Here is a 24248-nt window from a genome sequence, read left to right on the forward strand (position 1 = left end):
TCAGCCCTCCTTGCCGGCGCTGGAGACCGCGTTGGACAGGGCACTGCCCACAAGATCCTCGACGCGGATGCGGGCTTCCAGCGATTGCTTGAAGGCGGCGGAGGCCTGTTTTGCCTGAGCAGGCAGATCGGCCCATTCGGACGCGGCGCCCTGCAGGTCGCCGTTCTTCACCTTGTCTTCCATGCGCGCGGCAATCGCCTCGACGCTCTCACCCTCAATATTGCCGACGGGGCGGATCGTTACCAGCGACCTGGCGCTTGCCATCAACCGGTCGGACCAACTCTGGTTAGGATTGGCCTGATTGACGGAACCGACGATCGCGGTTGCAACATCTGGGACCTGGCGGATCAGTTCGGCGCGCGAGGGAACGCCGGTTTCGGCGAAGTTTCGCAGATCTGCAACAGCCGGATCGTCAGGAGAGACGCCGGCAAAAGTGTCGAGCTCGGCAACAAACGGTCCGCCGCGATCGATCGCTGCCTTCAAAGCGGCGGCTGCGATCGCCTTGGCGACGGCAACGTCGCGCCGTGGTTCGTTCAGCTTCTTCTCGATCTCGGCCAGGCGTTGCGCGATATCGGCGCCATCGGCGGCTTTTTGTTCCGTTGTCTGGGAGACGGCGGCCCGCAGCTGGTCGATCTGGCCGGTCAGGTCGGCGATCTTCTGATTGAAAGCATCGACCTTTGCCGTGTCGGTGGCAGCCGGCGGGGTCTTGGCCGTCGCTTCCAGCGCAGCAATACGCTGTTCCAGCGCGCCGTTATCGGACGTGGCGGGGGCAGCGGCAAGATTGGCGACCGATTGCTTGAGCCCGTCGATTTCAGCCGAAAGATTGGCGACATCGGCAGCGGGTGAAGCAGGCGCGGACGAGCCGGGCAGATAACCGGCATATTGAATGGCGCCGGCGCCGACAAGCGCGATCAGGCCACCGAAAATGCCGGCGGCGATTAGGCCCGATGTACTGTTGCGCGGGAAGGTGGGTGGTGCTGGCGGTGCCGGCTCGTTCGTCTGGGGTGCGGGTTCGGCTGCAGCCCTTGGCGCTTCGTCAGGCAATGGCTCGTCGGTCAATTCAGGCTGTGCTGGAGGCTCATCCGCGGCGCCGGGTTTCGGCACATCGACCGGTTCCTCGGCTTTCGTTTCGGCATCCTTGGCAGAAGCAAATTCCTGCTTATCCAGATCGATAGTGACCGGCTTCTCGGTGCTCTTCGAGTGGCGAGGCGGATTTCCTGGTGCCATGAGACCCTCTTAATTATGCAATGCAACGAAACTAGTCAGTGATGCCAGACAAGGAAAGAGGTTAGACGAAATTTGGGCACGCAGGGCGTTCAAAGGAGCGACAAAAGGCTGCGCTCCTCCGGCATCGCCGCAATGCTCACAGCGCCCCGCAACGACGCTGGGACCGCCTCTCCAACGGATTTGCTGAGGCACAGAAGACGTATTCCATCTGCCTGATCGGGTCGCATCTGCGGCTCAGCCGCACGGAAGAAGTCCTCTGCTGTCTGGCGCGAGAAAAACAGGATCGCCTCCGGCCGTTGATGCGCGAAGATCGAGTGCAGGGTTGACGGCGCGATCGGCGTCGGCTCCATCCGGTAGCACTCCGCGACGGTAATCCGCAGGCCGATTTCGCTTGCACGCTTCTCGAAGGTCTCCGCTCTCGGCGATCCCGCCAGATAGAGAACGGGGCCACTTGCCTTCTTCGCAATCGTCTCAGCAAGCTCGGCGCCGCTGCCGCCCGATGCCGTGACAGAGCTAAAGCCGATCGCCCGCGCTTCCTCAGCCGTCGCCTCTCCGACCGCAAAGACGGGGCGTGCGAGATGAACGGCCAGCTCGGCGTCATGGGCTGCGAGCGCCCGGATCGTTTCGGCACTGGTGATCGCGATGCTGCCCTTGGTCGTGCTCAAGCCACGCAACGCCTCATTGGCGTCGTGAACCGGATGCGACAGCGGCAGCAATATCGGTTCGTGTCCCAACTCGCGAAGACGCTTGGCGGTGCGCTCGCCCGAATGCTGAGGACGGGTCACGAGCACGCGCATCGCGACCTCAGCTCCAGTCGCCGAAGAAACTGCTGCCGGCGCGGGCGCGGATCTCCTGCCCTGCGCGGGTGCCCAAGGCGGCCGCATCGCGCCTGTGACCATCGACGCTGATGGCATGCTGGTTGCGGCCATCAGGCGTGATGATCAAGCCGGAGAAGCGGACCTGGTCGCCTTCGCAAACGGCGTAACCGCCGATCGGCGTGCGGCAGGAGCCGTCCAAGGCGGCAAGGAAGGCCCTTTCACAAGAAACCGCGTCGAAGGTCGCGGCATCGTTGATGGGCGCAAGCAGGTCATCGATGCGGGTGTCGCCGATGCGGCTTTCAATGCAGATGGCGCCCTGTGCCGGCGCGGGCGGAAAGGTTTCCGCAGCGAGGATATCGGTTATCACCTCGACCTTGCCGAGCCGCTTCAAGCCGGCAAGCGCAAGCAGCGTGGCGTCGACCTGGCCTTCTTGCAGCTTTCTAAGCCGCGTATCGACGAGGCCACGAAAGGTGATGACGTTGATGTCTGGCCGCATGCGGCGGATAAGCGCCTGACGGCGAAGCGACGAGGAGCCGACCGTCGCGCCGTGGGGCAGGTCCATCAGTTTTGGCGCAGTGCGTCCGATCACCGCGTCCCGGACGTCCTCGCGCGGCAGGTAGGCCGAAAGACAGAGCCCCTCTGGAAGCTGTGTCGGCATGTCCTTGGCAGAATGTACGGCAATGTCGAGGTCGCCGCTCGCAAGTTGCTGCTCAAGCTCCTCGGTGAAAAGTCCCTTGCCGCCGATCTGGGCCAGCGAGCGGTCGGTGATGCGATCGCCCTTGGTGCTCAGCACGACGATTTCGAACATGTCTTCCGGCACTCGATGCGCCGCCATCAGCCTGTCACGTGCTTCGTGAGCCTGGGCGAGCGCCAGCGGGCTGCCTCGAGTACCGATCCGGAAAGGTTTTGTTTGCATCCGCATTGATCCGTTGTTACCGGAGTTCCTCGTAAACAGGTTTAAGACCCATCGCAATCAACGATCAGGTTTCATGGCGCCCTTTCTACGCATTCTCGGCATCGAAACAAGCTGCGACGAAACCGCCGCGGCTGTGGTCGAGCGAGCCGTCGACGGGCAGCCGACGGTGCGTTCGGACGTCGTCTTGAGCCAGCTCGAGGAGCACAGCGCCTATGGTGGCGTTGTGCCGGAGATTGCAGCCCGCGCCCATGTCGAGGCACTCGATACGCTGATCGACGAAGCCTTGAAACGCGCCAATGTGTCGCTCTCCGATATCGATGCCATCGCGGCAACCTCTGGGCCTGGCCTCATCGGCGGTCTGCTCGTCGGCCTCATGACCGGGAAGGCGATCGCCAAGGCGTCCGGAAAGCCGCTCTACGCCGTCAATCATCTCGAAGGGCACGCATTGACGGCGCGGCTGACGGATGGGCTGTCATTTCCCTATCTGATGCTGCTCGTTTCCGGCGGCCATACGCAGCTTATTCTTGTCCGGGGTGTCGGGCAATACGAGCGCTGGGGCACGACGATCGACGATGCCCTCGGCGAAGCCTTCGACAAGACGGCGAAGTTGCTGAGCCTGCCGTATCCCGGCGGACCGGCGGTCGAGCGCGCGGCCAAGACCGGTAACCCGGACCGCTTCAATTTTCCGCGACCTCTGGTCGGCGAGGCGAAGTTGAATTTCTCGTTTTCCGGCCTGAAGACGGCCGTACGCCAGGCGGCAACCGACATCGCGCCATTGACGGAGCAGGATGTCGCGGACATCTGCGCCTCGTTCCAGAAGGCGATCTCGCGAACGCTGAAGGATCGTATTGGCCGCGGGCTGGAGCGCTTCAAGGCTGAGTTTCCGCAGGTCGACGGCGGACCGGCGCTCGTGGTTGCCGGAGGGGTCGCTGCCAATCTTGAGGTTCGCAGCACCCTGCAGTCGCTTTGCGACAAGCATGGCTTTCGCTTTGTCGCGCCGCCGCTCAGATTGTGCACCGATAACGCCGTGATGATCGCGTGGGCGGGCCTGGAGCGCATGGCGACAGGCGTCGAGCCGGATGATCTCGATGTGCAGCCGCGTTCGCGCTGGCCGCTGGATTCCAACGCCGAAACTCTGCTTGGCTTTGGCAAACGGGGAGCGAAAGCATGAGCGAGAAGATCGCTGTTATCGGAGCTGGCGCTTTTGGAACCGCGCTTGCCGCAGTGATCGCGCTGACCGAGCGCAACGCGGTGACGCTCGTCGGCCGAGATCCTGAGCTGATCGCGGACTTGAAGGCTGAGCATTTGCATGACGCTGTCTTGCCCGGCATCGCCTTGCCGGAGTCGCTCGCCTTCTCTGCCGAGCCGGACGCGATCAGCGACGCCGACATTGTCCTCTTCGCGATGCCCTCACAGGCGCAGGCGGATGCGGCAAGTCAATACCGCCCCTATCTCCAGAACAATGCGATCGTCGTGACCTGTGCAAAGGGCATTGAGCGGACAACCGGCAATCTGTTGACCGACATGCTGGAGCGCGAGATACCGGGCCACCCTATCGCCGTGCTATCGGGGCCGGGATTTGCCGCCGATATCGCCAAGGGCTTGCCGACTGCCATGGCGATCGCCGCTGCGGATATCGATGTTGCCGAAAGGCTGGCGCATGCGATCTCTGGCCGAACATTCCGGCTTTATGCCTCGTCAGACCGGATTGGTGTCCAGCTCGGCGGAGCGCTGAAGAACGTTCTGGCGATCGCTTGCGGCATTGTCGAGGGCGCCGGCATCGGAGACTCTGCGCGAGCGGCACTGATTGCGCGCGGGCTTGCCGAGATGTCGCGCTTTGTGGTCGCCAAAGGCGGGCAGGCAGACACGGTACGCGGGTTGTCCGGCCTTGGCGACCTGGTGCTGACGGCAACCAGCCATCAATCTCGTAACCTGCGCTTCGGCATTGCCCTGGGTCGCGGCGAGACCGTCGATCCCACTCATGGCGAACTCGTGGAGGGCGCTTTTGCGGCGGCTGTTGCATCGCGCCTTGCGCAGTCGCTCAATGTCAGCATGCCGATTACCGATGCCGTATCCGCTATCATCGAAGGCAAGCTCGGAATTGCCGAGGCCATCGATCAGCTCATGACGCGTCCGATTACGACTGAATAGGAGTTCCGATATGCTTTTTGCCCTCCTCTGCAAGGATAAGCCCGATCACCTCAACGTCCGCATGGAGGCGCGGCCCGCCCATGTGGAACATCTCAACAAGCTCAATGCCGAGGGCGTGTTGAAGATGGCTGGCCCGTTTCTCGACGCTGATGGCAAGCCCTGCGGCAGCCTGGTCATCATTCATGCCGATACGATCGAAGCGGCGAAGGCGCTGTCGGACAGCGACCCCTACGCCAAGGCCGGCCTTTTTGAGAGCGTCGACATCAAGCCCTTCAATTGGGTCTTCAACAATCCGGAGGCTTGAGCGTGGCGCATTGGCTCTACAAATCAGAACCCGCTTCCTGGTCGTGGGAGCAGCAGAAGGCGGCCGGCGAGAAGGGCACCGAATGGACCGGTGTCCGCAACTATCTTGCCCGCAACAACATGCGGGCGATGCAGCTTGGCGATAAGGGTTTCTTCTACCACTCCAACGAAGGTCTCGAGATCGTCGGTATCGTCGAGGTCTGCGCTCTGTCTCACCCGGACTCGACAGCAGCCGGCGATGACCGCTGGGACTGCGTCGACATTCGCGCCGTCTGCGATATCCCCAAGCCGGTTTCGCTGAAGGACATCAAGGCCAACGAGAAGTTTGCCAAGATGTCGCTCGTCACTTCCATGCGGCTTTCGGTCCAGCCGGTAACAGACGAAGAGTATCTCGAGATTTGCCGGCTGGGTGGCCTCGACAATCCGCCGCGGTGAGCCGCCGTTGAAAACCGAACCCGAGGTCTTCATCCGCGCGAATACCAGTCCAATGGCGCCGCCGCATGTGCCCGAAATTCGGCTGCATCTGGCGGACGAAGCCCACGAGCTATGGCTGAAGACGGAAGAGGAGCTTGCGGAAATCGGCCTGCCGCCGCCTTTCTGGGCATTCGCCTGGGCGGGCGGCCAAGGGCTGGCACGCTACGTACTCGACCATCCTGATATCGTTGCTGGCAAATGCGTCCTCGACTTTGCCACGGGTTCCGGCCTTGTTGCGATTGCGGCAAAGCTCGCGGGAGCGGCGAAGGTCGTTGCCGCCGACATCGACCCCTGGACCGAAACCGCTGTGTGGCTGAACGCCGAACTGAACAAGGTGGATATCGATTTTATTGGTGCCGATCTGATCGGCCGCAACGTCGAGGCTGACATTCTGCTCGCCGGCGACGTCTTCTACGACGCCGGCTTTGCGGCCGCGATCGTTCCATGGTTCAAGATGCTCAGTCGCCAAGGCATCGCCATCGTCGTCGGGGATCCGGGACGCAGCTATCTTCCCAAGGGGAACCTGGAATTCTGCGCAGTCTACGAGGTTCCGGTTACCCGGGCGCTTGAAGACAGCGAGGTGAAGAAAACGACCGTTTGGCGCTTCACGGCCTGATAACGCAGACGCCGGCCTCGTAGGAGCAGCTGCTGCTCTTTGTGGTCACGTTGATCACCTTGGCCATTGGCGCAAGGGTAATGGTTCTCTGCTGGGCACCGACGCTATAGCCGCTCGCTGTGACGTAAGTCCCGCCGTCGGCGTCATACACGTAGGACGATCCCGAATAGGTGCCGCTTACGCCTGTGCCTGTCGGCGACTGAACGAGGACGATGATGTTGCGTCCGCCATAACCGCGATAACCACTATTGCCGCGATACGGGAATGACGCACGCTTGATTAGGGGCGTCCGACCGAAGCGATGGCCGAACCGTTTGGAACCATCCGAGAATCGGATGCGTCCGTCGTTCCATCCAAAAAAGGGCCGACCGACGATCGTGGGCGCGTGATGCCTGAAGATTCCCTTACCACCGTGGCGAGAGAATGAACCCCTCCCAAAATCGTCCGCCGACATCGGCAGTGCGATCAAAACAGCGGCGACAAGTGAAACGAGCGCGGACATAGTCTTCAGCATCGCGCGGATCTCCGAAAATGAAATGCTTAACAAAGCGTTAACTGCAAAATGCGCCAAAAGCCGCCGAATGTCCAGAAGACGTCTGGCCATGCCGTTCGCGCCAAGCGCGGGCCGGGCCGTCAAGCGCAGTTCGCGCCACCCAGAGACGCAAATCGATTAAATTAAATTGGGGGTGCAATTATACTTGTCGTTAGGGGCTTACGTGATTAAACGTCGCCATTGATGCGACGCACACAAAGAAATTTGTCATTCGTGTGATCGCCTTGAATGCTCCCTGATGGAGGAGCGCAGAGAAGACGCCGCGAGGTTCTGATGGCGAATGTGACAAATAACCGGCCCCTGTCGCCGCATTTGCAAATTTACAAACCAATCCCCACCATGGTCATGTCGATCGTTCACCGTATTACCGGTGGCGCGCTTTACGTCGGGACGCTACTGGTCGCCTGGTGGCTGATTGCCGCTGCGACTGGCCAAGCCTACTATGACTGGGTCAACTGGATCCTCGGAAGTGTCGTCGGCAAGCTCGTGCTGCTTGGTTACACCTGGGCGCTTCTGCACCACATGGTTGGCGGTTTCCGTCACTTCGTCTGGGATCTCGGTTACGGCTTCGACAAGGAAGTCTCGACCAAGATGGCTCAAGCTTCGATCGTCATATCGCTCTGTCTGACCGTGCTGGTCTGGGTGATCGGCTTCCTCATTCGCTTCTGAAGGTTGTTCTCATGGATATGCGCACCCCCCTGGGTAAGGTTCGCGGCCTTGGCTCGGCCAAGGAAGGAACCGATCATTTCTGGCGCCAGCGCGTCACGGCGGTTGCCAACGTGCCGCTTTTTCTCTTCTTCATCATCTTCATGATCATGCACGCGGGCCAGCCTTATGCCGACGTGGTTCACGCCCTGTCGAACCCGCTTGTTGCGGTCGTCATGGGCCTGATGGTCGTTTCCGGCGTCATTCACATGCGGCTCGGCATGCAGGTCATCATCGAGGACTACGTTCATGGCGAATTCACCAAGATCGCCCTGCTGATGCTGAACACCTTCTTTTCGATCCTGATGGCGGGGCTCTGTCTCTTCGCCATTCTGAAAATTGCATTTGTAGGATAACCGTATCATGGCACCGACTTCACCCGCTCAGAATGGGAAGGCCTACAAATACGTCGATCACTCATACGATGTGATCGTCGTCGGCGCCGGCGGCGCCGGTCTTCGCGCCACGCTTGGCATGGCCGAACAGGGTTTCCGCACCGCCTGCATCACCAAGGTATTCCCGACCCGCTCGCACACGGTCGCTGCCCAGGGCGGCATCGCCGCCTCGCTGCAGAATATGACGCCCGACAGCTGGCAGTGGCACCTCTACGACACTGTCAAGGGCTCCGACTGGCTCGGCGACGTCGACGCCATGCAGTATCTCACCATGGAGGCGCCGAAGGCGGTCTATGAGCTTGAGCATTACGGCGTACCCTTCTCACGCAACGAGGAAGGCAAGATCTACCAGCGGCCGTTCGGCGGCCACATGCAGAACTTCGGCGAGGGCCCGCCGGTGCAGCGCACCTGCGCCGTTGCCGACCGTACCGGCCACGCGATCCTGCACACGCTCTATGGTCAGTCGCTGCGCAACAACGCCGAGTTCTTCATCGAGTATTTCGCGCTCGACCTGATCATGTCGGATGACGGCAGCCGCTGCACCGGCGTCGTCGCCTGGTGCCTCGATGACGGCACGATCCATCGCTTCGCCGCCAAGATGGTGGTGCTGGCGACCGGCGGCTACGGCCGCGCCTATTTCTCGGCGACCTCTGCCCACACCTGCACCGGCGACGGCGGCGGCATGGTGGCCCGCGCCGGTCTGCCGCTGCAGGACATGGAATTCGTACAGTTCCACCCGACCGGCATTTACGGTTCGGGCTGTCTCATCACCGAAGGCGCGCGCGGCGAAGGCGGTTACCTCGTCAACTCCGAGGGCGAGCGTTTCATGGAACGCTATGCCCCTTCGGCGAAGGATCTCGCCTCGCGCGACGTCGTTTCGCGCTGCATGACGCTGGAGATCCGCGAAGGCCGCGGCGTCGGCAAGAACAAGGACCACATCTTCCTGCATCTCGACCATCTCGATCCGGCCGTGCTGCACGAGCGCCTGCCGGGCATTTCCGAGAGCGCCAAAATCTTCGCCGGCGTCGACGTGACGCGCGAGCCGATCCCGGTTCTGCCGACCGTTCACTACAACATGGGGGGCATTCCGACGAACTACTGGGGCGAAGTGCTGAATGCCGACAGCTCCAATCCGGAGCGCATCATCCCCGGCCTGATGGCCGTGGGCGAAGCCGGTTGCGCGTCGGTGCACGGCGCCAATCGTCTCGGCTCCAACTCGCTGATCGACCTCGTGGTCTTCGGCCGCGCCGCTGCGATCCGCGCGGGCGAGGTCATCGATCGCGCCGCGCCGATCCCGCATCTCAACGTCGCTGCCTGCGATAAGATCATGGATCGCTTCGACAGCCTGCGCAATGCCAGCGGCGGCACGCCGACGGCGGTGTTGCGCGAGAAGATGCAGCGCGCCATGCAGGAAGACGCCGCCGTATTCCGCACGCAGGAATCGCTGGAGTCGGGCTGCAAGCGCATCTCGGCCATCTGGCAGGAAATGCGCGACATCAAGGTCACCGACCGTTCAATGATCTGGAACTCCGACCTCGTGGAAACCCTCGAGCTGCAGAACCTGATGGCCAACGCCATCACGACGATCTACGGCGCCGAGGCTCGCAAGGAGAGCCGTGGTTCGCACGCACGCGAAGACTACACGGAAGGCGCTTTTGCCGGCCGTGACGACGTCAACTGGCGCAAGCACACACTTGCCTGGGTCAACGAGTCAGGCGACGTCAAGCTCGACTACCGCCCGGTTCACACCGAGCTCATCGCAGAGGGCATCGATCCCAAGAAGATCGCGCCCAAGGCTCGCGTGTACTAAAAGGAACCGGACATGGTTGAACTCGCTCTTCCCAAGAACTCCCAGATCCGCGAAGGCAAGGTATGGCCGAAGCCAGCGGGCGCGAAGAACACTCGCGAATTCCGCGTCTACCGCTGGAGCCCGGATGACGGACAGAACCCGTCGATCGACACCTTCTATATCGATGTCGACGATTGCGGTCCGATGGTGCTCGACGGTCTGCTCTACATCAAGAACAAGGTCGACCCGACGCTGACGCTGCGCCGTTCCTGTCGTGAGGGCATCTGTGGCTCCTGCGCGATGAACATCGACGGCACGAATACACTCGCCTGCACCAAGGGTCTCGACGACATCAAGGGCGCGGTGAAGATCTATCCGCTGCCGCATCTGCCTGTCGTCAAGGACCTGGTCCCGGATCTCACCAACTTCTATGCCCAGCACCGCTCGATCGAGCCATGGCTGAAGACGGTTTCGCCGACGCCGGCCAAGGAATGGAAGCAGAGCCATGAGGACCGCCAGAAGCTCGACGGCCTCTACGAGTGCATTCTCTGCGCTTGCTGCTCGACTTCCTGTCCGAGCTACTGGTGGAACGGCGACCGCTACCTCGGTCCGGCCGTTCTCCTGCAGGCTTACCGCTGGCTGATCGATAGCCGCGACGAAGCGACCGGCGAACGCCTCGATAATCTCGAGGATCCGTTCCGACTCTATCGCTGCCACACGATCATGAACTGCGCGCAGACCTGCCCGAAGGGCCTGAACCCCGCCAAGGCGATCGCCGAAATCAAGAAGATGATGGTCGAGCGTCGTGTTTGATCAATCCAGCAAAAGGGCCGCGGATGCGGCCCTTTTCTTTATCCGCTCGCGAAGCCTTAATCTGTCCGGGATTGCGCCAAATTTGTCTCGGCGTTACGGCGTTGCTCCCACATCGACACAATTTCTCCTCGCGCTGGCTTGATTCAGTACAGCCTTTCAAGATAATTCCGCCGTGATTGCGCGGCAACTTCAGGGCAATACTGGAAAAATCAGGAGTATGATGATGCAGTTCAGACATATGGCGACAGGTCTCGTGGTTATTCTGTCGTTAGCTGGCTGCCAGCGCACCGCCTATGACAATGCAAGCTATAGCCAGCCGGCGCCGCTGACGGCCCAGCCGGTTCCCTCGGTTCAGGGCGGACAGCTTCCGCCGCCTTCCGGTGCTTCCCAATTCCCCGCCGCTCCAACGGCCACGGCGCCAGTCGCCGGCGGCCAGCCCGGCGCGATGGCTGCGAATGCGATGGATGTCACGAAGGAATCGATGGTCGGTAGCTGGCGCGTCAACGGCTCCTGCGACATGTTCCTGACGCTCACCAATCTCGGCAGCGGCTCGCGCGGGGGTACGCGCGGCTGCGTCGGCGAACTGACGGCGATGGGCTCCTGGGAAGTTTCAGGCAAGCAGGTTATCCTGAAGGACCGCAGCGGCAACCAGATCGGCAGCGTCTACAAGACCGCCGACAACGCTTTCAGCGGCCAGACCAATACCGGTCAGCCGATCAGCCTCAGCCGTTAAAAGATCCGGCGGCGAAGGCCGCCGGTCCTGCATAGGCGGACCTCCTTTATGCAACCCATGCCAGACTACACCCTGAGCGTCAGCGAACAATTGAAGTCGCTGACGGCTTCGGGCGCGCTTCAAATCGATTCAGCCCAGATGCACGTGGCGATATGCCTGGATCGGGTACTGTCGGGGTTGAAGCAGCGGCGGCCGGCGGCAAAGGCAAGCGCTCTCGGCTGGTTGTTCGCCAACAAGAAGAAGCCGTCGGAAGCAGTCAAAGGACTCTACATTCATGGCAGCGTCGGACGCGGCAAGACGATGCTGATGGATATGTTCTTCGGAATGGCGCCCTGCGCGAAGAAGCGGCGCGCGCACTTCCACGAATTCATGGCCGACGTGCACAACCGCATTGCGGCGCACCGGCTGAAGCTCAAGCAGGGCGAGACCAAGCAGGCCGATCCCATTCCGGTCGTCGCTGCTGCCCTCTATGACGAAGCCGAACTGCTTTGCTTCGATGAGTTTACCGTGACTGACATCGCCGACGCGATGATCCTGTCACGCCTTTTCTCAGAGCTTTTCCGTCGCGGGTGCCTGCTGGTCGCGACCTCCAATGTCGAGCCAAACAATCTCTACAAGGACGGCCTCAATCGAAGCCTGTTCCTGCCCTTCGTCGATCTGCTGAAGCAGAACGTCGAGATCGTGACACTGGACTCGCCGACTGACTATCGGATGGAGAAGCTCGACAGCCAGCCGGTCTATCTGACGCCGATCGATAACCGGACCGACATGGCCATGGATGCATCCTGGACGCAGGCGCTTCACGGCCGAAAGGCGCAGCCGCTGGACATTCCGATGAAAGGGCGGTCGATCCATGTGCCGCTGGCAGTCGATCGGCTGGCGCGGTTTTCGTTCGCTGATCTCTGTGAAAAGCCGCTGGGTGCCGCGGACTTTCTGGCCATTGCCGAACGCTTCGACGCCATCTTCGTCGATCATGTGCCGCTGCTGGGGCCAGACAAGCGAAACCAGATCAAGCGCTTCATCATCCTGATCGATACACTTTACGATCATGCGGCACGGCTCTATGTCTCCGCTGCGGCGATGCCTGAAAATTTGCTGACACAGGCGCGTGGTACCGAAGGCTTTGAATTCGATCGTACTGTCTCGCGACTTTTCGAAATGCGCAGTTTGGAATATCTTGCATTGCACCACGAGCGGCGGGCCGCAGAGTAACGTTTTGGTGAAAAATAATCTTACGTTTACGTAAGAAATTTATGATCTAAACGATTGAAATTCCTTGCTCAAAAATAATCGTTTGCCATTTTTTGGCTTTGGAGCTATGCGATTGCGGCATTGGGCGATGCCCCTCCGCGCGTCGCCTGACGAATTTTGATCGCAAAGGAAACAGCGAAATGGCGCGTAACAAGATCGCACTCATTGGTTCTGGCATGATTGGGGGCACGCTGGCGCATCTCGCCGGTCTGAAGGAGTTGGGTGACATCGTTCTCTTCGATATCGCCGACGGCATTCCTCAGGGTAAGGGCCTCGACATCGCTCAGTCCTCTCCGGTCGAGGGCTTCGATGCCAACCTGACGGGCGCCAGCGACTATTCGGCGATCGAGGGTGCTGATGTCTGCATCGTCACCGCCGGCGTGCCGCGCAAGCCGGGCATGAGCCGCGACGACCTTCTCGGCATCAACCTCAAGGTCATGGAACAGGTCGGCGCCGGCATCAAGAAGTATGCCCCGAACGCTTTCGTCATCTGCATCACCAACCCGCTCGACGCGATGGTCTGGGCGTTGCAGAAGTTCTCCGGTCTTCCGGCCAACAGGGTCGTCGGCATGGCGGGCGTTCTCGACTCGTCGCGCTTCCGCCTGTTCCTGTCACAGGAATTCAACGTTTCCGTACAGGACGTCACGGCATTCGTTCTCGGCGGCCATGGCGACACGATGGTGCCGCTCGCCCGCTATTCGACGGTTGGCGGTATTCCGCTGACGGATCTCGTCACGATGGGTTGGGTCACCAAGGAACGCCTCGAAGAAATCATCCAGCGTACCCGTGATGGCGGTGCGGAAATCGTCGGCCTCTTGAAGACCGGCTCGGCCTACTATGCGCCGGCTGCTTCCGCGATCGAAATGGCCGAGTCCTACCTCAAGGACAAGAAGCGCGTCCTGCCTTGCGCAGCGCAGCTGACTGGCCAGTACGGCGTCAAGGACATGTATGTCGGCGTGCCGACTGTTATCGGTGCCGGTGGCGTCGAGCGCGTCATCGAGATCGACCTCAACAAGGCCGAGAAGGAAGCCTTCGACAGGTCGGTCGCTGCTGTCGCCGGTCTTTGCGAAGCCTGCATCAACATTGCGCCTGCGCTGAAGTAATCAGACCGCGCGCTGACGCAATCCAAACAGGAATAGATCCATGAATATTCATGAATATCAGGCCAAGGCTCTGCTGAAGGGCTATGGCGCGCCGGTCGCAAAAGGTGTGGCGATCCTCAAGGTCGAGGAAGCCGAAGCTGCTGCCAAGTCGCTTCCAGGCCCGCTTTACGTGGTCAAGAGCCAGATCCATGCCGGCGGCCGCGGCAAGGGCAAGTTCAAGGAACTCGGCCCCGACGCCAAGGGCGGCGTTCGTCTCGCCAAGTCGATTGACGAAGTCGTTGGTCACGCCAAGGAAATGCTCGGCAACACGCTGGTAACGGCGCAGACGGGCGAAGCTGGCAAGCAGGTCAACCGCCTCTACATCGAAGACGGCGCCGATATTGCACGCGAACTCTATTGCTCGCTGCTGGTCGACCGTTCGGTCGGTCGCGTTGCCTTCGTCGTCTCGACCGAAGGCGGCATGGACATCGAGGCTGTCGCTCACGATACGCCCGAGAAGATCCACACGATCGCTATCGACCCGGAAGCCGGCGTCACCGCTGCTGACGTTGCTGCGATCTCCAAGGCTCTCGAACTGAGCGGCGCTGCCGCCGAAGACGCCAAGTCGCTGTTCCCGGCCCTCTACAAGGCATTCGGCGAAAAGGACATGGCTCTCCTCGAGGTCAATCCGCTGATCGTCATGAAGGACGGCCACCTGCGCGTTCTCGACGCCAAGATGTCATTCGACGGCAATGCGCTGTTCCGCCACGACGACGTGAAGGCGCTGCGCGACGAGACCGAAGAGGATGCCAAGGAAATCGAGGCCTCGAAGTGGGATCTCGCCTACGTAGCCCTCGACGGCAACATCGGCTGCATGGTCAACGGCGCTGGCCTTGCCATGGCGACGATGGACATCATCAAGCTCTACGGCAAGGAGCCGGCAAACTTCTGCGACGTCGGCGGTGGCGCCGGCAAGGAGAAGGTCGCTGCAGCCTTCAAGATCATCACGGCTGACCCGAAGGTCGAGGGCATCCTCGTCAACATCTTCGGCGGCATCATGCGTTGCGACGTCATCGCCGAAGGCGTTGTCGCAGCTGTGCAGGAAGTCGGTCTGAAGGTTCCGCTCGTCGTTCGCCTCGAAGGCACCAACGTCGAACTCGGCAAGAAAATCCTCAACGAGTCGGGTCTGGCGATTACGGCTGCCGACGATCTCGACGACGCGGCGAAGAAGATCGTCGCGGCGATCAAGGCCTAATCCGGAAGGACCGAAAGAATGTCTATTCTCGTCAACAAAGACACCAAGGTTCTCGTTCAGGGCCTGACCGGCAAGACCGGCACCTTCCACACCGAACAGGCGCTTGCCTATTACGGCACCAAGATGGTCGGCGGTATTCACCCGAAGAAGGGTGGCGAAACCTGGTCGTCGGGCGTCGACGGCACGGTGCTGCCGATCTTCGCAAGCGTTGCCGAAGCCAAGGAACGGACGGGCGCCGATGCGACCGTGATCTACGTTCCGCCGGCAGGCGCCGCTGACGCGATCATTGAGGCGATCGAGGCCGAAATCCCGTTCATCACCTGCATCACCGAGGGCATCCCGGTCATGGACATGGTGCGCGTCAAGGCTAAGCTCGACAAGTCGAAGTCGCGCCTGCTCGGACCGAACTGCCCGGGCATCCTGACGCCGGAAGAATGCAAGATCGGCATCATGCCGGGCTCGATCTTCCGCAAGGGTTCGGTCGGTATCGTTTCGCGCTCCGGCACGCTGACCTACGAAGCCGTGTTCCAGACATCGAACGAAGGCCTCGGCCAGACGACGGCTGTTGGTATCGGCGGCGACCCGGTCAAGGGCACCGAGTTCATCGACGTGCTGGAAATGTTCCTGGCCGATGAAGCCACGACCTCGATCATCATGATCGGCGAAATCGGCGGCTCGGCTGAAGAAGATGCAGCACAGTTCTTGATCGACGAAGCCAAGAAGGGCCGCAAGAAGCCGATGGCCGGCTTCATCGCGGGCCGTACGGCTCCGAAGGGCCGCACCATGGGTCATGCCGGTGCTGTCGTTTCCGGCGGCAAGGGCGACGCGGAATCGAAGATATCAGCCATGGAATCGGCCGGCATCCGCGTCTCGCCGTCGCCGGCGCGCCTTGGCAAGACGCTGGTTGAAGTCCTCAAGGGCTAATCCAATCTATGACCCGGGCAACGGTTTTCGCCGCTTGCCCGGGTCTGGACTTTGAAATGGAATGAGCCGCGGACAGGCGGCTATCGACAGATGCGGCAAGCCGGTCGAGTATCCGGCGGAATCACAAGTCAGGAGGCGGACGAAAGCGTCCGCGTGTAACCATGGCACGGCAAGAAGCCAACGAGCAGTTTCAGATTACCTCGTTCCTGGATGGCGCCAATGCTGCCTATATCGAGCAGCTCTATGCGCGCTATGAAGAAGACCCGAGCTCGGTCAACGAGGAATGGCGGTCCTTCTTCAAGGCTCTGGAAGACAATCCGGAAGATGTGAAAAAGGCGGCCAAGGGTGCATCCTGGCGCAAGACGAACTGGCCCCTGCAGCCGAAGAGCGATCTCGTTTCGGCGCTCGACGGTGATTGGGGCACTGTTGAAAAGATCATTGAGACCAAGGTCAAGGGCAAGGCTGAGGCCGCCGGCAAGCCGACCGAAGGTGCCGACATCCTGCAGGCGACCCGCGACTCCGTCCGCGCCATCATGATGATCCGCGCCTATCGCATGCGCGGCCACCTGCATGCCAAGCTCGATCCGCTCGGGATCGCGGCACCCGTCGAAGACTACAAGGAACTGTCGCCCGAAGCTTACGGTTTCACGCAGGCCGACTATTCCCGCAAGATCTTCATCGACAACGTTCTAGGCCTCGAATACGCCACCCTTCCCGAGATGATCGAGATCCTCGAGCGCACCTACTGCTCGACTCTCGGCGTCGAATTCATGCATATTTCCAATCCGGAAGAAAAAGCCTGGATCCAGGAGCGCATCGAAGGTCCGGACAAGGGCGTTGCCTTCACCCCGGAAGGCAAGAAGGCGATCCTTGCCAAGCTGGTCGAGGCCGAAGGCTACGAGCAGTTCCTCGACGTGAAGTTCAAGGGCACCAAGCGCTTTGGTCTCGATGGTGGCGAATCGCTCATCCCGGCACTGGAGCAGATCCTGAAGCGCGGCGGCCACCTCGGCCTTCGTGAAGCCGTGTTCGGTATGGCCCATCGCGGTCGTCTGAATGTGCTTTCGCAAGTCATGGGCAAGCCGCATCGCGCGATTTTCCACGAATTCAAGGGCGGTTCCTACGCGCCTGACGAAGTCGAAGGCTCGGGCGACGTCAAGTACCACCTCGGCGCCTCCTCCGACCGCGAGTTCGACGGCAACAAGGTCCACGTCTCGCTGACGGCCAATCCGTCGCACCTTGAAATCGTTGACCCCGTCGTCATGGGCAAGGCTCGCGCCAAGCAGGACATGGGCGCCACCGTCTGGGACGGCGATACCATTCCGCTGTCGGAGCGCGCCAAGGTTCTGCCGCTGCTGATCCACGGCGACGCGGCGTTTGCCGGCCAGGGCGTGATTGCCGAAATCCTCGGCCTGTCGGGCCTGCGCGGTCACCGCGTTGCCGGCACGATGCACGTCATCATCAACAACCAGATCGGCTTCACCACCAACCCGGCCTTCTCGCGTTCGTCGCCCTATCCGTCCGACGTCGCCAAGATGATCGAGGCGCCGATCTTCCACGTCAACGGCGACGATCCGGAAGCAGTTGTCTATGCTGCCAAGATCGCCATGGAATTCCGCATGAAGTTCCACAAGCCCGTTGTGGTCGACATGTTCTGCTATCGTCGCTACGGCCACAATGAAGGCGATGAGCCGTCCTTCACGCAGCCGAAGATGTACAAGGTCATCCGCGCCCACAAGACGGTGCTGCAGATCTATGCGGATCGCCTCGTTGCCGAAGGCCTGCTGACCGATGGCGACGTCGAGAAGATGAAGGCTGACTGGCGCGCGCATCTCGAGCAGGAGTTCGACGCCGGGCAGAGCTACAAGCCGAACAAAGCCGATTGGCTGGATGGCGAGTGGTCGGGCCTGCGCACGGCTGACAACGCCGACGAACAGCGCCGCGGCAAGACCGCCGTTCCGATGAAGACGCTTAAGGATATAGGCCGCAAGCTTTCGGAAATTCCGCAAGGCTTCCATGCACACCGCACGATCCAGCGCTTCATGGAAAACCGCGCCAACATGATCCAGACGGGCGAGAATCTCGACTGGGCGATGGCCGAGGCGCTTGCCTTCGGTTCGCTTGTTGTCGAAGGCCACAAGATCCGCCTTTCCGGTCAGGATTGCGAGCGCGGTACCTTCTCGCAGCGTCATTCGGTTCTCTACGATCAGGAGACGGAAGAGCGCTACATCCCGCTGGCGAACCTGTCGTCCAACCAGGCCCGTTACGAAGTCATCAATTCGATGCTTTCGGAAGAAGCGGTCCTCGGCTTCGAATACGGCTATTCGTTGGCCCGCCCGAACGCGCTGACCCTTTGGGAAGCCCAGTTCGGTGACTTCGCCAACGGCGCGCAGGTCGTCTTCGACCAGTTCGTCTCCTCGGGCGAGCGCAAGTGGCTGCGTATGTCAGGTCTCGTCTGCCTGTTGCCGCATGGTTACGAAGGCCAGGGGCCGGAGCACTCTTCAGCCCGCCTCGAGCGCTTCCTGCAGCTTTGCGCGGAAGACAACATGCAGGTCGCCAACGTCACGACGCCGGCAAACTACTTCCACATCCTGCGTCGTCAGCTGAAGCGTGACTTCCGCAAGCCGCTCGTGCTGATGACACCGAAGTCCCTGCTGCGTCACAAGCGGGCTGTTTCCAGCCTTGCCGAGCTCGCTGGCGAGTCTTCCTTCCATCGTCTCCTCTGGGACGATGCGGAGGTCATCAAGGACGGCCCGATCAAGCTGCAGAAGGATGCGAAGATCCGCCGCGTGGTCATGTGCACCGGCAAGGTCTACTACGACCTTCTGGAAGAGCGCGAAAAGCGCGGGATCGACGACATCTACCTGCTGCGCGTCGAACAGCTCTATCCGTTCCCGGCAAAGGCGCTCATCAATGAGCTTTCCCGCTTCCGGAACGCCGAGATGGTCTGGTGCCAGGAAGAGCCGAAGAACATGGGCGCATGGTCGTTCATCGACCCGTATCTGGAGTGGGTGCTCGCCCACATCGATGCGAAGTACCAGCGCGTCCGCTACACCGGACGTCCGGCTGCCGCTTCGCCGGCAACGGGTCTGATGTCCAAGCATCTGTCGCAGCTCGCCGCATTCCTCGAGGATGCGCTGGGCGGTTAAGGGATTGGGGCGATGGCATATTTCTTCTTCAGACTTGTGCCGCCTCGCCCCCGTTTCCCCTACGACGCGACCGGGGAGGAAATGGCCGCGATGAAGCGCCATGCAGCCTACTGGCACCAGAACGCGGAAGAGGGATCGGCGATCACCGTTGGCCCCGTCTTCGAAGGTGAAGGAGGCTGGGGCATGGCAGTCGTCTCGGTGGAGGATCAGCAGGCAGCGCAAGCGCTTGCCGATGCCGATCCGATCATCCAGTCCGGTTACGGTTTTCGCTTCGACATATTGCCAATGCCCTCGATCATTCTCCGGCCGTCAGGAGCCGGAAACGAATAAACGAACACAAGCAAATCAGGATTTGAACAATGGCCACAGAAATCCGCGTTCCAACTCTCGGTGAATCCGTCAGCGAGGCAACCGTCGGTACCTGGTTCAAGAAGGTCGGCGATGCCATCAAGGCTGACGAGCCGATTCTCGAGCTTGAAACCGACAAGGTGACCATCGAAGTGCCGGCTCCGGCTTCGGGCACGCTGTCTGAAATCGTTGCCCAGGCCGGCGAAACCGTCGGCCTCGGCGCGCTGCTCGGCCAGATCGCTGCAGGCGCTGGCGCAGCCGCCGCCCCGGCTGCTGCTGCTCCCGCCGCAGCTCCGGCAAAGGTGGCCGAACCGGCTGTTGCCGCCGCCGCTGCTCCGGTAGCCGCCGCTTCGGCGATGCCACCGGCACCGGCTGCTGCCAAGATGCTCGCCGAGAATAACCTTTCGGCCGATCAGGTTGATGGTAGCGGCAAGCGCGGCCAGGTTCTGAAGGGCGACGTGATCGCTGCTGTCGCCAAGGGCATCGCCGCTCCGGCAGCCACTGCTGCTCCTGCCGTTGCGGCTGCTGCCCGCGGCCCGTCGACGGTCGAGGATGCCGCTCGCGAAGAGCGCGTGAAGATGACGCGCCTGCGCCAGACGATCGCCAAGCGCCTGAAGGACGCCCAGAACACGGCTGCCATGCTGACCACCTACAACGAGGTGGACATGAAGGCTGTCATGGACCTGCGCGCCAAGTATAAGGACGTCTTCGAAAAGAAGCATGGCGTGAAGCTCGGCTTCATGGGCTTCTTCACCAAGGCTATCACCCACGCGCTGAAGGAGCTGCCGGCCGTTAACGCCGAGATCGACGGCACGGACATCATCTACAAGAACTTCTGCCACATCGGCATGGCCGTCGGCACGGACAAGGGCCTCGTCGTTCCGGTTATCCGCGACGCCGACCAGATGTCGATCGCTGAAGTCGAAAAGGAACTGGCGCGTCTCGCAAAGGCTGCGCGCGATGGCTCGCTCTCGATGGCCGACATGCAGGGCGGCACCTTCACGATCACCAACGGCGGCGTTTACGGCTCGCTGATGTCCTCGCCGATCCTGAACGCGCCGCAGTCCGGTATCCTCGGCATGCACAAGATCCAGGACCGTCCGGTCGTCGTTGGCGGCCAGATCGTCATCCGTCCGATGATGTATCTGGCTCTCTCCTACGACCACCGTATCGTCGACGGCAAGGAAGCCGTGACCTTCCTCGTCCGCGTCAAGGAAAGCCTGGAAGATCCGGAGCGCCTGGTTCTCGATCTCTAAGCATTCGACTGGGCCGCGTGAGCGGCCCTTTCCACCTCAGCGGGGCGCGTAATGTCGCTGGCAATCTCCACAGGGCGTATGACCGGGATGCTTCCCTTTGCCAAGGGTAGGGTCTGGGCGTCGCTCGCGTTTTTGCTGGCACTGCCTGCGACCGCTTTCGGTGCTCCCGATTGCACGCAGGCGAGTGCCGCCTACGTCGACAGGGATGGCGCCTACGAGCTTCGCTTCACGCCGATCAATTCGGAAGCGGCTGCTGCCAGCAACCGCTTCACGCTCAAGCTTCTCAAAACGTCGATCGAGCTCGACGGCTATGTGATGCCATCCGAGGATCCAGAACGCGCCGTCGGTGTTCTGATGTTCAAATGCCCCGGTGGTGACGTGACGGGCGCCGATCTGGATGCCTGCACGATCTGGCGGGGCACGATCTATAGCGCGAATACCAAGGGCGAGATCGAAAATTTGCAGCCCGAAGCGGCAGCTGCGGCTGAGAACGTCTTTCTGCCGGGTCTCGGCCCGGCGATCCGCCAATCGCAGATATGGGGCAATGGCAAGGCGACGGTTGCGCCATGGGATGTCCTGGCATTCAAGGAGTGCGCGAAATGACACAACGACCCGTCCTTCTCGTTACCGGCGGCAGTCGAGGCATCGGTGCGGCGGTCTGCCGCCTCGCTGCCCGCCTGGGCTGGGACGTCGCCGTGAACTACGCCGCGAACCGCGCTGCCGCCGACGCTATCGTCTCTGATGTCAAGGCAGAGGGTGGCAATGCCATCGCGATCAAGGGCGATGTCGGCAGCGCGCAGGATATCATTTCGATGTTCCAGACTGTCGACGAGCATTTCGGGCGGCTGGATGGACTGGTCAACAATGCCGGCATCGTCGACGCCCAGCAGCGCGTTGACGAGATGAGCGTTGAGCGGCTTGAGCGGATGATGCGCGTAAACGTCACCGGCTCGATTCTCTGTGCGGCCGAGGCCGTTCGCCGCATGTCGTCGAGGCATGGCGGCAAGGGTGGGGCGATCGTCAACATCTCGTCGATGGCAGCAGTTCTGGGCTCGGCCTCGCAGTATGTCGACTACGCCGCATCGAAGGCCGCGATCGATACGTTCACCATCGGTCTGTCGCGAGAAGTCGCAAACGAGGGCGTGCGCGTGAACGCGATCCGCCCCGGCGTCATCGATACCGACATTCATGCATCCGGCGGCCTGCCGAACCGCGCACGTGACCTGGCGCCGAGCATTCCGATGCAGAGGCCCGGCACGGCAGAGGAGATAGCCGATGCGGTCCTCTACCTTCTCTCGCCGACGGCTTCCTATATAACGGGCGCCATACTCAACGTCAGCGGCGGCCGTTAGGGCACGGAGACCATATCGCCATGCAATACTTCTTCGAATTTCTCGGCCTCATGGCCGTCTTTTCGATCTTCATCGTCGTACCCGGCGCCGACTTTGCGGTCATCCTGCGCCAGAGCATCGTGCACGGGCGCCGTGCTGCCATGATGACCGGCCTTGGCATGGGCTTCTCGCTGCTCTTTCACATCAGCTACACGATCCTCGGCCTTGGCCTGATCGTCTCCAAATCGCTGATGCTGTTTGCCATGATCAAGTGGGCCGGCGTCGCCTATCTCGTCTATCTCGGCATCAAGTCCTTCCGCGAGCCGGGCTTCAAGGTGAATGAGATCGAGGTGACGGAGGACGACCGCAGGCCGATCTCGGCGCTCAAGTGCCTCGGCATGGGCTTCATCACCAACGCACTCAATCCGAAGCCGGTCCTGTTTTTCCTGTCGCTGTTCTCGACGCTGGTGCATCACGATACCCCGGCACTGATCCAGTTCAGCTACGGCATCGGAATGGCCGCCGCGCTCGTCGCCTGGTTCGCCGGCGTCTCCACCTTCTTCACCGTAAAGCCCATTCGCGACCGCTTCATCGCAAGCGGCAGATGGTTCAACCGCATCACCGGCGCCGCTCTGGTCGGCTTCGGTTTCCGCCTCGCGCTCGCCCGCGCGGCTGATTAAGCAAATAACGAAAAGGAAAAGAAACAATGTCCTACGATGTGATCGTTATCGGAACCGGCCCCGGCGGCTATGTCGCTGCCATCAAGGCAGCCCAGCTCGGCCTCAAGGTCGCTGTCGTTGAAAAGCGCGCAACGTTCGGCGGCACGTGCCTGAACGTCGGCTGCATCCCGTCCAAGGCGCTGCTGCATGCCTCCGAAATGTTCCATCAGGCTGGCCACGGCATGGACGCGCTCGGCATCGAGGTCGCTGCTCCGAAGCTGAACCTCGGAAAGATGCTGGCGCACAAGGATGCGACGGTAAAGGCCAACGTCGATGGCGTTGCCTTCCTCTTCAAGAAGAACAAGATCGATGCATTCCAGGGGACCGGCAAGATCGTATCGGCTGGCAAGGTTTCCGTGACTGCCGAAGACGGCAAGGTCCAGGAAATCGAAGGCAAGAACATTGTCATCGCGACCGGCTCCGACGTGGCAGGCATTCCGGGCGTGAAGGTCGATCTCGACGAGAAGGTGATCATTTCCTCAACGGGCGCGATCGCGCTTGAGAAGGTGCCGGAAACGATGATCGTCGTCGGTGGTGGCGTCATCGGTCTCGAGCTCGGTTCCGTCTGGTCGCGCCTCGGCGCCAAGGTCACCGTCGTCGAATATCTCGACACGATTCTCGGCGGCATGGATGGCGAAGTCTCCAAACAGTTCCAGCGCATGCTCGCCAAGCAGGGTGTCACCATCAACCTGAGCTCCAAGGTGACGGGCGTTGAGAAGGGCGGCAAGGGTGCCAAGGTTACCTTCGAGCCGGTCAAGGGTGGCGATGCACAGACGCTCGACGCCGAAGTCGTTCTGATCGCGACTGGCCGCACGCCATACACAGCCGGCCTCGGTCTGGAAGAAGCAGGCGTTAAGCTCGACAATCGTGGCCGCGTCGAGATCGACGGACACTTCCGTACCAACGTGCCTGGTATCTACGCGATCGGCGACGTGGTGAAGGGTCCGATGCTGGCTCACAAGGCTGAAGACGAAGGCGTGGCGCTCGCCGAAATCCTCGCCGGTCAACATGGCCATGTGAATTATGACGTCATCCCGAGCGTCGTCTACACGCAGCCGGAAGTCGCCTCCGTTGGCAAGACCGAGGAAGAGCTGAAAGCGGCAGGCATCGCCTACAAGGTCGGCAAGTTCCCCTTCACCGCGAACGGCCGAGCCCGCGCGATGCTGGCGACCGACGGTTTCGTGAAGATCCTCTCCGACAAGGAAACGGACCGCGTCCTCGGCGGCCATATTGTCGGCTTCGGCGCCGGCGAGATGATCCACGAGATTGCCGTTCTGATGGAGTTTGGTGGTTCCGCGGAAGATCTCGGCCGCACCTGCCACGCGCACCCGACCATGTCGGAAGCGGTCAAGGAAGCGGCTCTCGCCGCCTTGTTCAAGCCGATCCATATGTAATATTAAATTTTCGCAATATGGGATGGGCCGCTTGCTTCACAGCAGACGG

The 24248-nt window shown here is 61.3% G+C and carries 25 protein-coding genes; 21 read left to right on the forward strand and 4 right to left on the reverse strand.

Features of this window, described 5'->3' with window-relative positions:
* The 3 genes from RHIBUN_RS0101825 to hemC all read right to left on the reverse strand — a co-directional run bounded on the left by RHIBUN_RS0101825 (nucleotide 1) and on the right by hemC (nucleotide 2961).
* The gene (locus tag RHIBUN_RS0101825) at nucleotides 1–1227 is read right to left on the reverse strand and encodes a COG4223 family protein (RefSeq protein WP_025658176.1); all 1227 of its coding nucleotides are present in this window, start codon (nucleotides 1225–1227) and stop codon (nucleotides 1–3) included.
* An 89-nt stretch (nucleotides 1228–1316) separates the two neighbouring features.
* Entirely contained in the window at nucleotides 1317–2024 is a 708-nt protein-coding gene (locus RHIBUN_RS0101830; RefSeq protein ID WP_025658177.1) for a uroporphyrinogen-III synthase, read from the reverse strand.
* A gap of 7 nt (nucleotides 2025–2031) precedes the next feature.
* Complete coding sequence (gene hemC / locus RHIBUN_RS0101835; protein WP_025658178.1) at nucleotides 2032–2961, reverse strand: hydroxymethylbilane synthase; 930 nt, start codon at nucleotides 2959–2961, stop codon at nucleotides 2032–2034.
* Between the two features lie 73 nt (nucleotides 2962–3034).
* Between hemC and tsaD the strand changes: the two genes are divergently transcribed.
* Genes tsaD through RHIBUN_RS0101860 form a run of 5 tightly spaced genes read left to right on the forward strand, consistent with a single transcriptional unit; the run spans nucleotide 3035 to nucleotide 6505 of the window.
* A complete protein-coding gene (gene tsaD / locus RHIBUN_RS0101840; protein WP_025658179.1) occupies nucleotides 3035–4132 on the forward strand; it encodes a tRNA (adenosine(37)-N6)-threonylcarbamoyltransferase complex transferase subunit TsaD in 1098 nt (365 codons plus the stop codon).
* Nucleotides 4129–5112: an NAD(P)H-dependent glycerol-3-phosphate dehydrogenase gene (locus RHIBUN_RS0101845; protein WP_025658180.1), complete on the forward strand. Its 984-nt coding sequence runs from the start codon at nucleotides 4129–4131 to the stop codon at nucleotides 5110–5112. The genes tsaD and RHIBUN_RS0101845 overlap by 4 nt, the downstream gene beginning before the upstream one ends.
* 10 nt (nucleotides 5113–5122) lie before the next feature.
* Nucleotides 5123–5416 (forward strand): YciI-like protein, encoded by a 294-nt coding sequence (locus RHIBUN_RS0101850; protein WP_018855761.1) that lies wholly within the window; start codon nucleotides 5123–5125, stop codon nucleotides 5414–5416.
* 2 nt (nucleotides 5417–5418) lie between these two features.
* Nucleotides 5419–5850, forward strand: a complete 432-nt coding sequence (locus tag RHIBUN_RS0101855; protein ID WP_025658181.1) for an EVE domain-containing protein — start codon at nucleotides 5419–5421, stop codon at nucleotides 5848–5850.
* Between the two features lie 7 nt (nucleotides 5851–5857).
* Nucleotides 5858–6505: a methyltransferase gene (locus RHIBUN_RS0101860; protein WP_025658182.1), complete on the forward strand. Its 648-nt coding sequence runs from the start codon at nucleotides 5858–5860 to the stop codon at nucleotides 6503–6505.
* Here RHIBUN_RS0101860 and RHIBUN_RS0101865 read toward each other — a convergent pair.
* Entirely contained in the window at nucleotides 6495–7019 is a 525-nt protein-coding gene (locus RHIBUN_RS0101865; RefSeq protein WP_025658183.1) for a hypothetical protein, read from the reverse strand. The genes RHIBUN_RS0101860 and RHIBUN_RS0101865 overlap by 11 nt on opposite strands.
* Nucleotides 7020–7331: 312 nt before the next feature.
* Here RHIBUN_RS0101865 and sdhC point away from each other — a divergent pair, with 312 nt between their 5' ends.
* From sdhC to lpdA, 16 genes are all read left to right on the forward strand, one after another.
* Nucleotides 7332–7727, forward strand: a complete 396-nt coding sequence (gene sdhC / locus RHIBUN_RS0101870; RefSeq protein ID WP_025658184.1) for a succinate dehydrogenase, cytochrome b556 subunit — start codon at nucleotides 7332–7334, stop codon at nucleotides 7725–7727.
* 11 nt (nucleotides 7728–7738) lie between these two features.
* Nucleotides 7739–8119 (forward strand): succinate dehydrogenase, hydrophobic membrane anchor protein, encoded by a 381-nt coding sequence (gene sdhD / locus RHIBUN_RS0101875; protein WP_025658185.1) that lies wholly within the window; start codon nucleotides 7739–7741, stop codon nucleotides 8117–8119.
* Between the two features lie 7 nt (nucleotides 8120–8126).
* Complete coding sequence (sdhA, locus tag RHIBUN_RS0101880) at nucleotides 8127–9968, forward strand: succinate dehydrogenase flavoprotein subunit (protein ID WP_025658186.1); 1842 nt, start codon at nucleotides 8127–8129, stop codon at nucleotides 9966–9968.
* A gap of 12 nt (nucleotides 9969–9980) precedes the next feature.
* Nucleotides 9981–10760, forward strand: coding sequence for a succinate dehydrogenase iron-sulfur subunit (locus tag RHIBUN_RS0101885; protein WP_025658187.1), 780 nt, complete (start codon nucleotides 9981–9983; stop codon nucleotides 10758–10760).
* 223 nt (nucleotides 10761–10983) lie between these two features.
* Nucleotides 10984–11493, forward strand: a complete 510-nt coding sequence (locus RHIBUN_RS0101890) for a protease inhibitor Inh/omp19 family protein (RefSeq protein WP_025658188.1) — start codon at nucleotides 10984–10986, stop codon at nucleotides 11491–11493.
* Nucleotides 11494–11541: 48 nt separating this feature from the next.
* Nucleotides 11542–12705: a cell division protein ZapE gene (gene zapE, locus RHIBUN_RS0101895; RefSeq protein WP_025658189.1), complete on the forward strand. Its 1164-nt coding sequence runs from the start codon at nucleotides 11542–11544 to the stop codon at nucleotides 12703–12705.
* Nucleotides 12706–12884: 179 nt separating this feature from the next.
* Nucleotides 12885–13847, forward strand: coding sequence for a malate dehydrogenase (gene mdh / locus RHIBUN_RS0101900; RefSeq protein ID WP_025658190.1), 963 nt, complete (start codon nucleotides 12885–12887; stop codon nucleotides 13845–13847).
* Nucleotides 13848–13887: 40 nt separating this feature from the next.
* Nucleotides 13888–15081 carry an ADP-forming succinate--CoA ligase subunit beta gene (sucC, locus tag RHIBUN_RS0101905; protein WP_025658191.1) on the forward strand — a complete coding sequence of 398 codons (1194 nt, stop codon included), beginning with the start codon at nucleotides 13888–13890 and terminating at the stop codon, nucleotides 15079–15081.
* Nucleotides 15082–15099: 18 nt separating this feature from the next.
* Nucleotides 15100–16005 (forward strand): succinate--CoA ligase subunit alpha, encoded by a 906-nt coding sequence (gene sucD / locus RHIBUN_RS0101910; RefSeq protein WP_025658192.1) that lies wholly within the window; start codon nucleotides 15100–15102, stop codon nucleotides 16003–16005.
* 161 nt (nucleotides 16006–16166) lie between these two features.
* Nucleotides 16167–19151, forward strand: a complete 2985-nt coding sequence (locus RHIBUN_RS0101915; protein ID WP_025658193.1) for a 2-oxoglutarate dehydrogenase E1 component — start codon at nucleotides 16167–16169, stop codon at nucleotides 19149–19151.
* A 12-nt stretch (nucleotides 19152–19163) separates the two neighbouring features.
* A complete protein-coding gene (locus RHIBUN_RS0101920) occupies nucleotides 19164–19481 on the forward strand; it encodes a YciI family protein (RefSeq protein WP_025658194.1) in 318 nt (105 codons plus the stop codon).
* Between the two features lie 29 nt (nucleotides 19482–19510).
* Complete coding sequence (odhB, locus tag RHIBUN_RS0101925) at nucleotides 19511–20755, forward strand: 2-oxoglutarate dehydrogenase complex dihydrolipoyllysine-residue succinyltransferase (RefSeq protein ID WP_025658195.1); 1245 nt, start codon at nucleotides 19511–19513, stop codon at nucleotides 20753–20755.
* Between the two features lie 78 nt (nucleotides 20756–20833).
* On the forward strand, nucleotides 20834–21358 hold the full coding sequence (locus RHIBUN_RS0101930) for a hypothetical protein (RefSeq protein WP_167354923.1): 525 nt from the start codon (nucleotides 20834–20836) through the stop codon (nucleotides 21356–21358).
* Nucleotides 21355–22107, forward strand: a complete 753-nt coding sequence (locus RHIBUN_RS0101935; RefSeq protein ID WP_025658197.1) for an SDR family oxidoreductase — start codon at nucleotides 21355–21357, stop codon at nucleotides 22105–22107. The genes RHIBUN_RS0101930 and RHIBUN_RS0101935 overlap by 4 nt, the downstream gene beginning before the upstream one ends.
* Nucleotides 22108–22127: 20 nt before the next feature.
* The gene (locus tag RHIBUN_RS0101940) at nucleotides 22128–22766 is read left to right on the forward strand and encodes a LysE family transporter (protein WP_025658198.1); all 639 of its coding nucleotides are present in this window, start codon (nucleotides 22128–22130) and stop codon (nucleotides 22764–22766) included.
* 26 nt (nucleotides 22767–22792) lie between these two features.
* Nucleotides 22793–24199 (forward strand): dihydrolipoyl dehydrogenase, encoded by a 1407-nt coding sequence (gene lpdA / locus RHIBUN_RS0101945; protein ID WP_025658199.1) that lies wholly within the window; start codon nucleotides 22793–22795, stop codon nucleotides 24197–24199.
* Nucleotides 24200–24248 lie beyond the last annotated feature (49 nt).

It is taken from the genome of Rhizobium sp. IBUN (assembly GCF_000510625.1).
Taxonomy (GTDB): Bacteria; Pseudomonadota; Alphaproteobacteria; order Rhizobiales; family Rhizobiaceae; genus Rhizobium; species Rhizobium altiplani.

Excerpts from the sequence above, each read along its gene's own strand:
- RHIBUN_RS0101915 (WP_025658193.1), top strand. The coding sequence starts at position 16,167 with ATGGCACGGCAAGAAGCCAACGAGCAGTTTCAGATTACCTCGTTCCTG.
- sucD (WP_025658192.1), top strand. The coding sequence starts at position 15,100 with ATGTCTATTCTCGTCAACAAAGACACCAAGGTTCTCGTTCAGGGCCTG.
- RHIBUN_RS0101885 (WP_025658187.1), top strand. The coding sequence starts at position 9,981 with ATGGTTGAACTCGCTCTTCCCAAGAACTCCCAGATCCGCGAAGGCAAG.
- RHIBUN_RS0101920 (WP_025658194.1), top strand. The coding sequence starts at position 19,164 with ATGGCATATTTCTTCTTCAGACTTGTGCCGCCTCGCCCCCGTTTCCCC.
- sdhD (WP_025658185.1), top strand. The coding sequence starts at position 7,739 with ATGGATATGCGCACCCCCCTGGGTAAGGTTCGCGGCCTTGGCTCGGCC.
- RHIBUN_RS0101890 (WP_025658188.1), top strand. The coding sequence starts at position 10,984 with ATGCAGTTCAGACATATGGCGACAGGTCTCGTGGTTATTCTGTCGTTA.
- sucC (WP_025658191.1), top strand. The coding sequence starts at position 13,888 with ATGAATATTCATGAATATCAGGCCAAGGCTCTGCTGAAGGGCTATGGC.
- RHIBUN_RS0101865 (WP_025658183.1), bottom strand. The coding sequence starts at position 7,019 with ATGCTGAAGACTATGTCCGCGCTCGTTTCACTTGTCGCCGCTGTTTTG.
- RHIBUN_RS0101830 (WP_025658177.1), bottom strand. The coding sequence starts at position 2,024 with ATGCGCGTGCTCGTGACCCGTCCTCAGCATTCGGGCGAGCGCACCGCC.
- RHIBUN_RS0101930 (WP_167354923.1), top strand. The coding sequence starts at position 20,834 with ATGACCGGGATGCTTCCCTTTGCCAAGGGTAGGGTCTGGGCGTCGCTC.
- RHIBUN_RS0101845 (WP_025658180.1), top strand. The coding sequence starts at position 4,129 with ATGAGCGAGAAGATCGCTGTTATCGGAGCTGGCGCTTTTGGAACCGCG.
- sdhC (WP_025658184.1), top strand. The coding sequence starts at position 7,332 with ATGGCGAATGTGACAAATAACCGGCCCCTGTCGCCGCATTTGCAAATT.
- tsaD (WP_025658179.1), top strand. The coding sequence starts at position 3,035 with ATGGCGCCCTTTCTACGCATTCTCGGCATCGAAACAAGCTGCGACGAA.
- RHIBUN_RS0101940 (WP_025658198.1), top strand. The coding sequence starts at position 22,128 with ATGCAATACTTCTTCGAATTTCTCGGCCTCATGGCCGTCTTTTCGATC.
- zapE (WP_025658189.1), top strand. The coding sequence starts at position 11,542 with ATGCAACCCATGCCAGACTACACCCTGAGCGTCAGCGAACAATTGAAG.
- RHIBUN_RS0101935 (WP_025658197.1), top strand. The coding sequence starts at position 21,355 with ATGACACAACGACCCGTCCTTCTCGTTACCGGCGGCAGTCGAGGCATC.
- lpdA (WP_025658199.1), top strand. The coding sequence starts at position 22,793 with ATGTCCTACGATGTGATCGTTATCGGAACCGGCCCCGGCGGCTATGTC.
- mdh (WP_025658190.1), top strand. The coding sequence starts at position 12,885 with ATGGCGCGTAACAAGATCGCACTCATTGGTTCTGGCATGATTGGGGGC.
- hemC (WP_025658178.1), bottom strand. The coding sequence starts at position 2,961 with ATGCAAACAAAACCTTTCCGGATCGGTACTCGAGGCAGCCCGCTGGCG.
- sdhA (WP_025658186.1), top strand. The coding sequence starts at position 8,127 with ATGGCACCGACTTCACCCGCTCAGAATGGGAAGGCCTACAAATACGTC.
- odhB (WP_025658195.1), top strand. The coding sequence starts at position 19,511 with ATGGCCACAGAAATCCGCGTTCCAACTCTCGGTGAATCCGTCAGCGAG.
- RHIBUN_RS0101825 (WP_025658176.1), bottom strand. The coding sequence starts at position 1,227 with ATGGCACCAGGAAATCCGCCTCGCCACTCGAAGAGCACCGAGAAGCCG.
- RHIBUN_RS0101850 (WP_018855761.1), top strand. The coding sequence starts at position 5,123 with ATGCTTTTTGCCCTCCTCTGCAAGGATAAGCCCGATCACCTCAACGTC.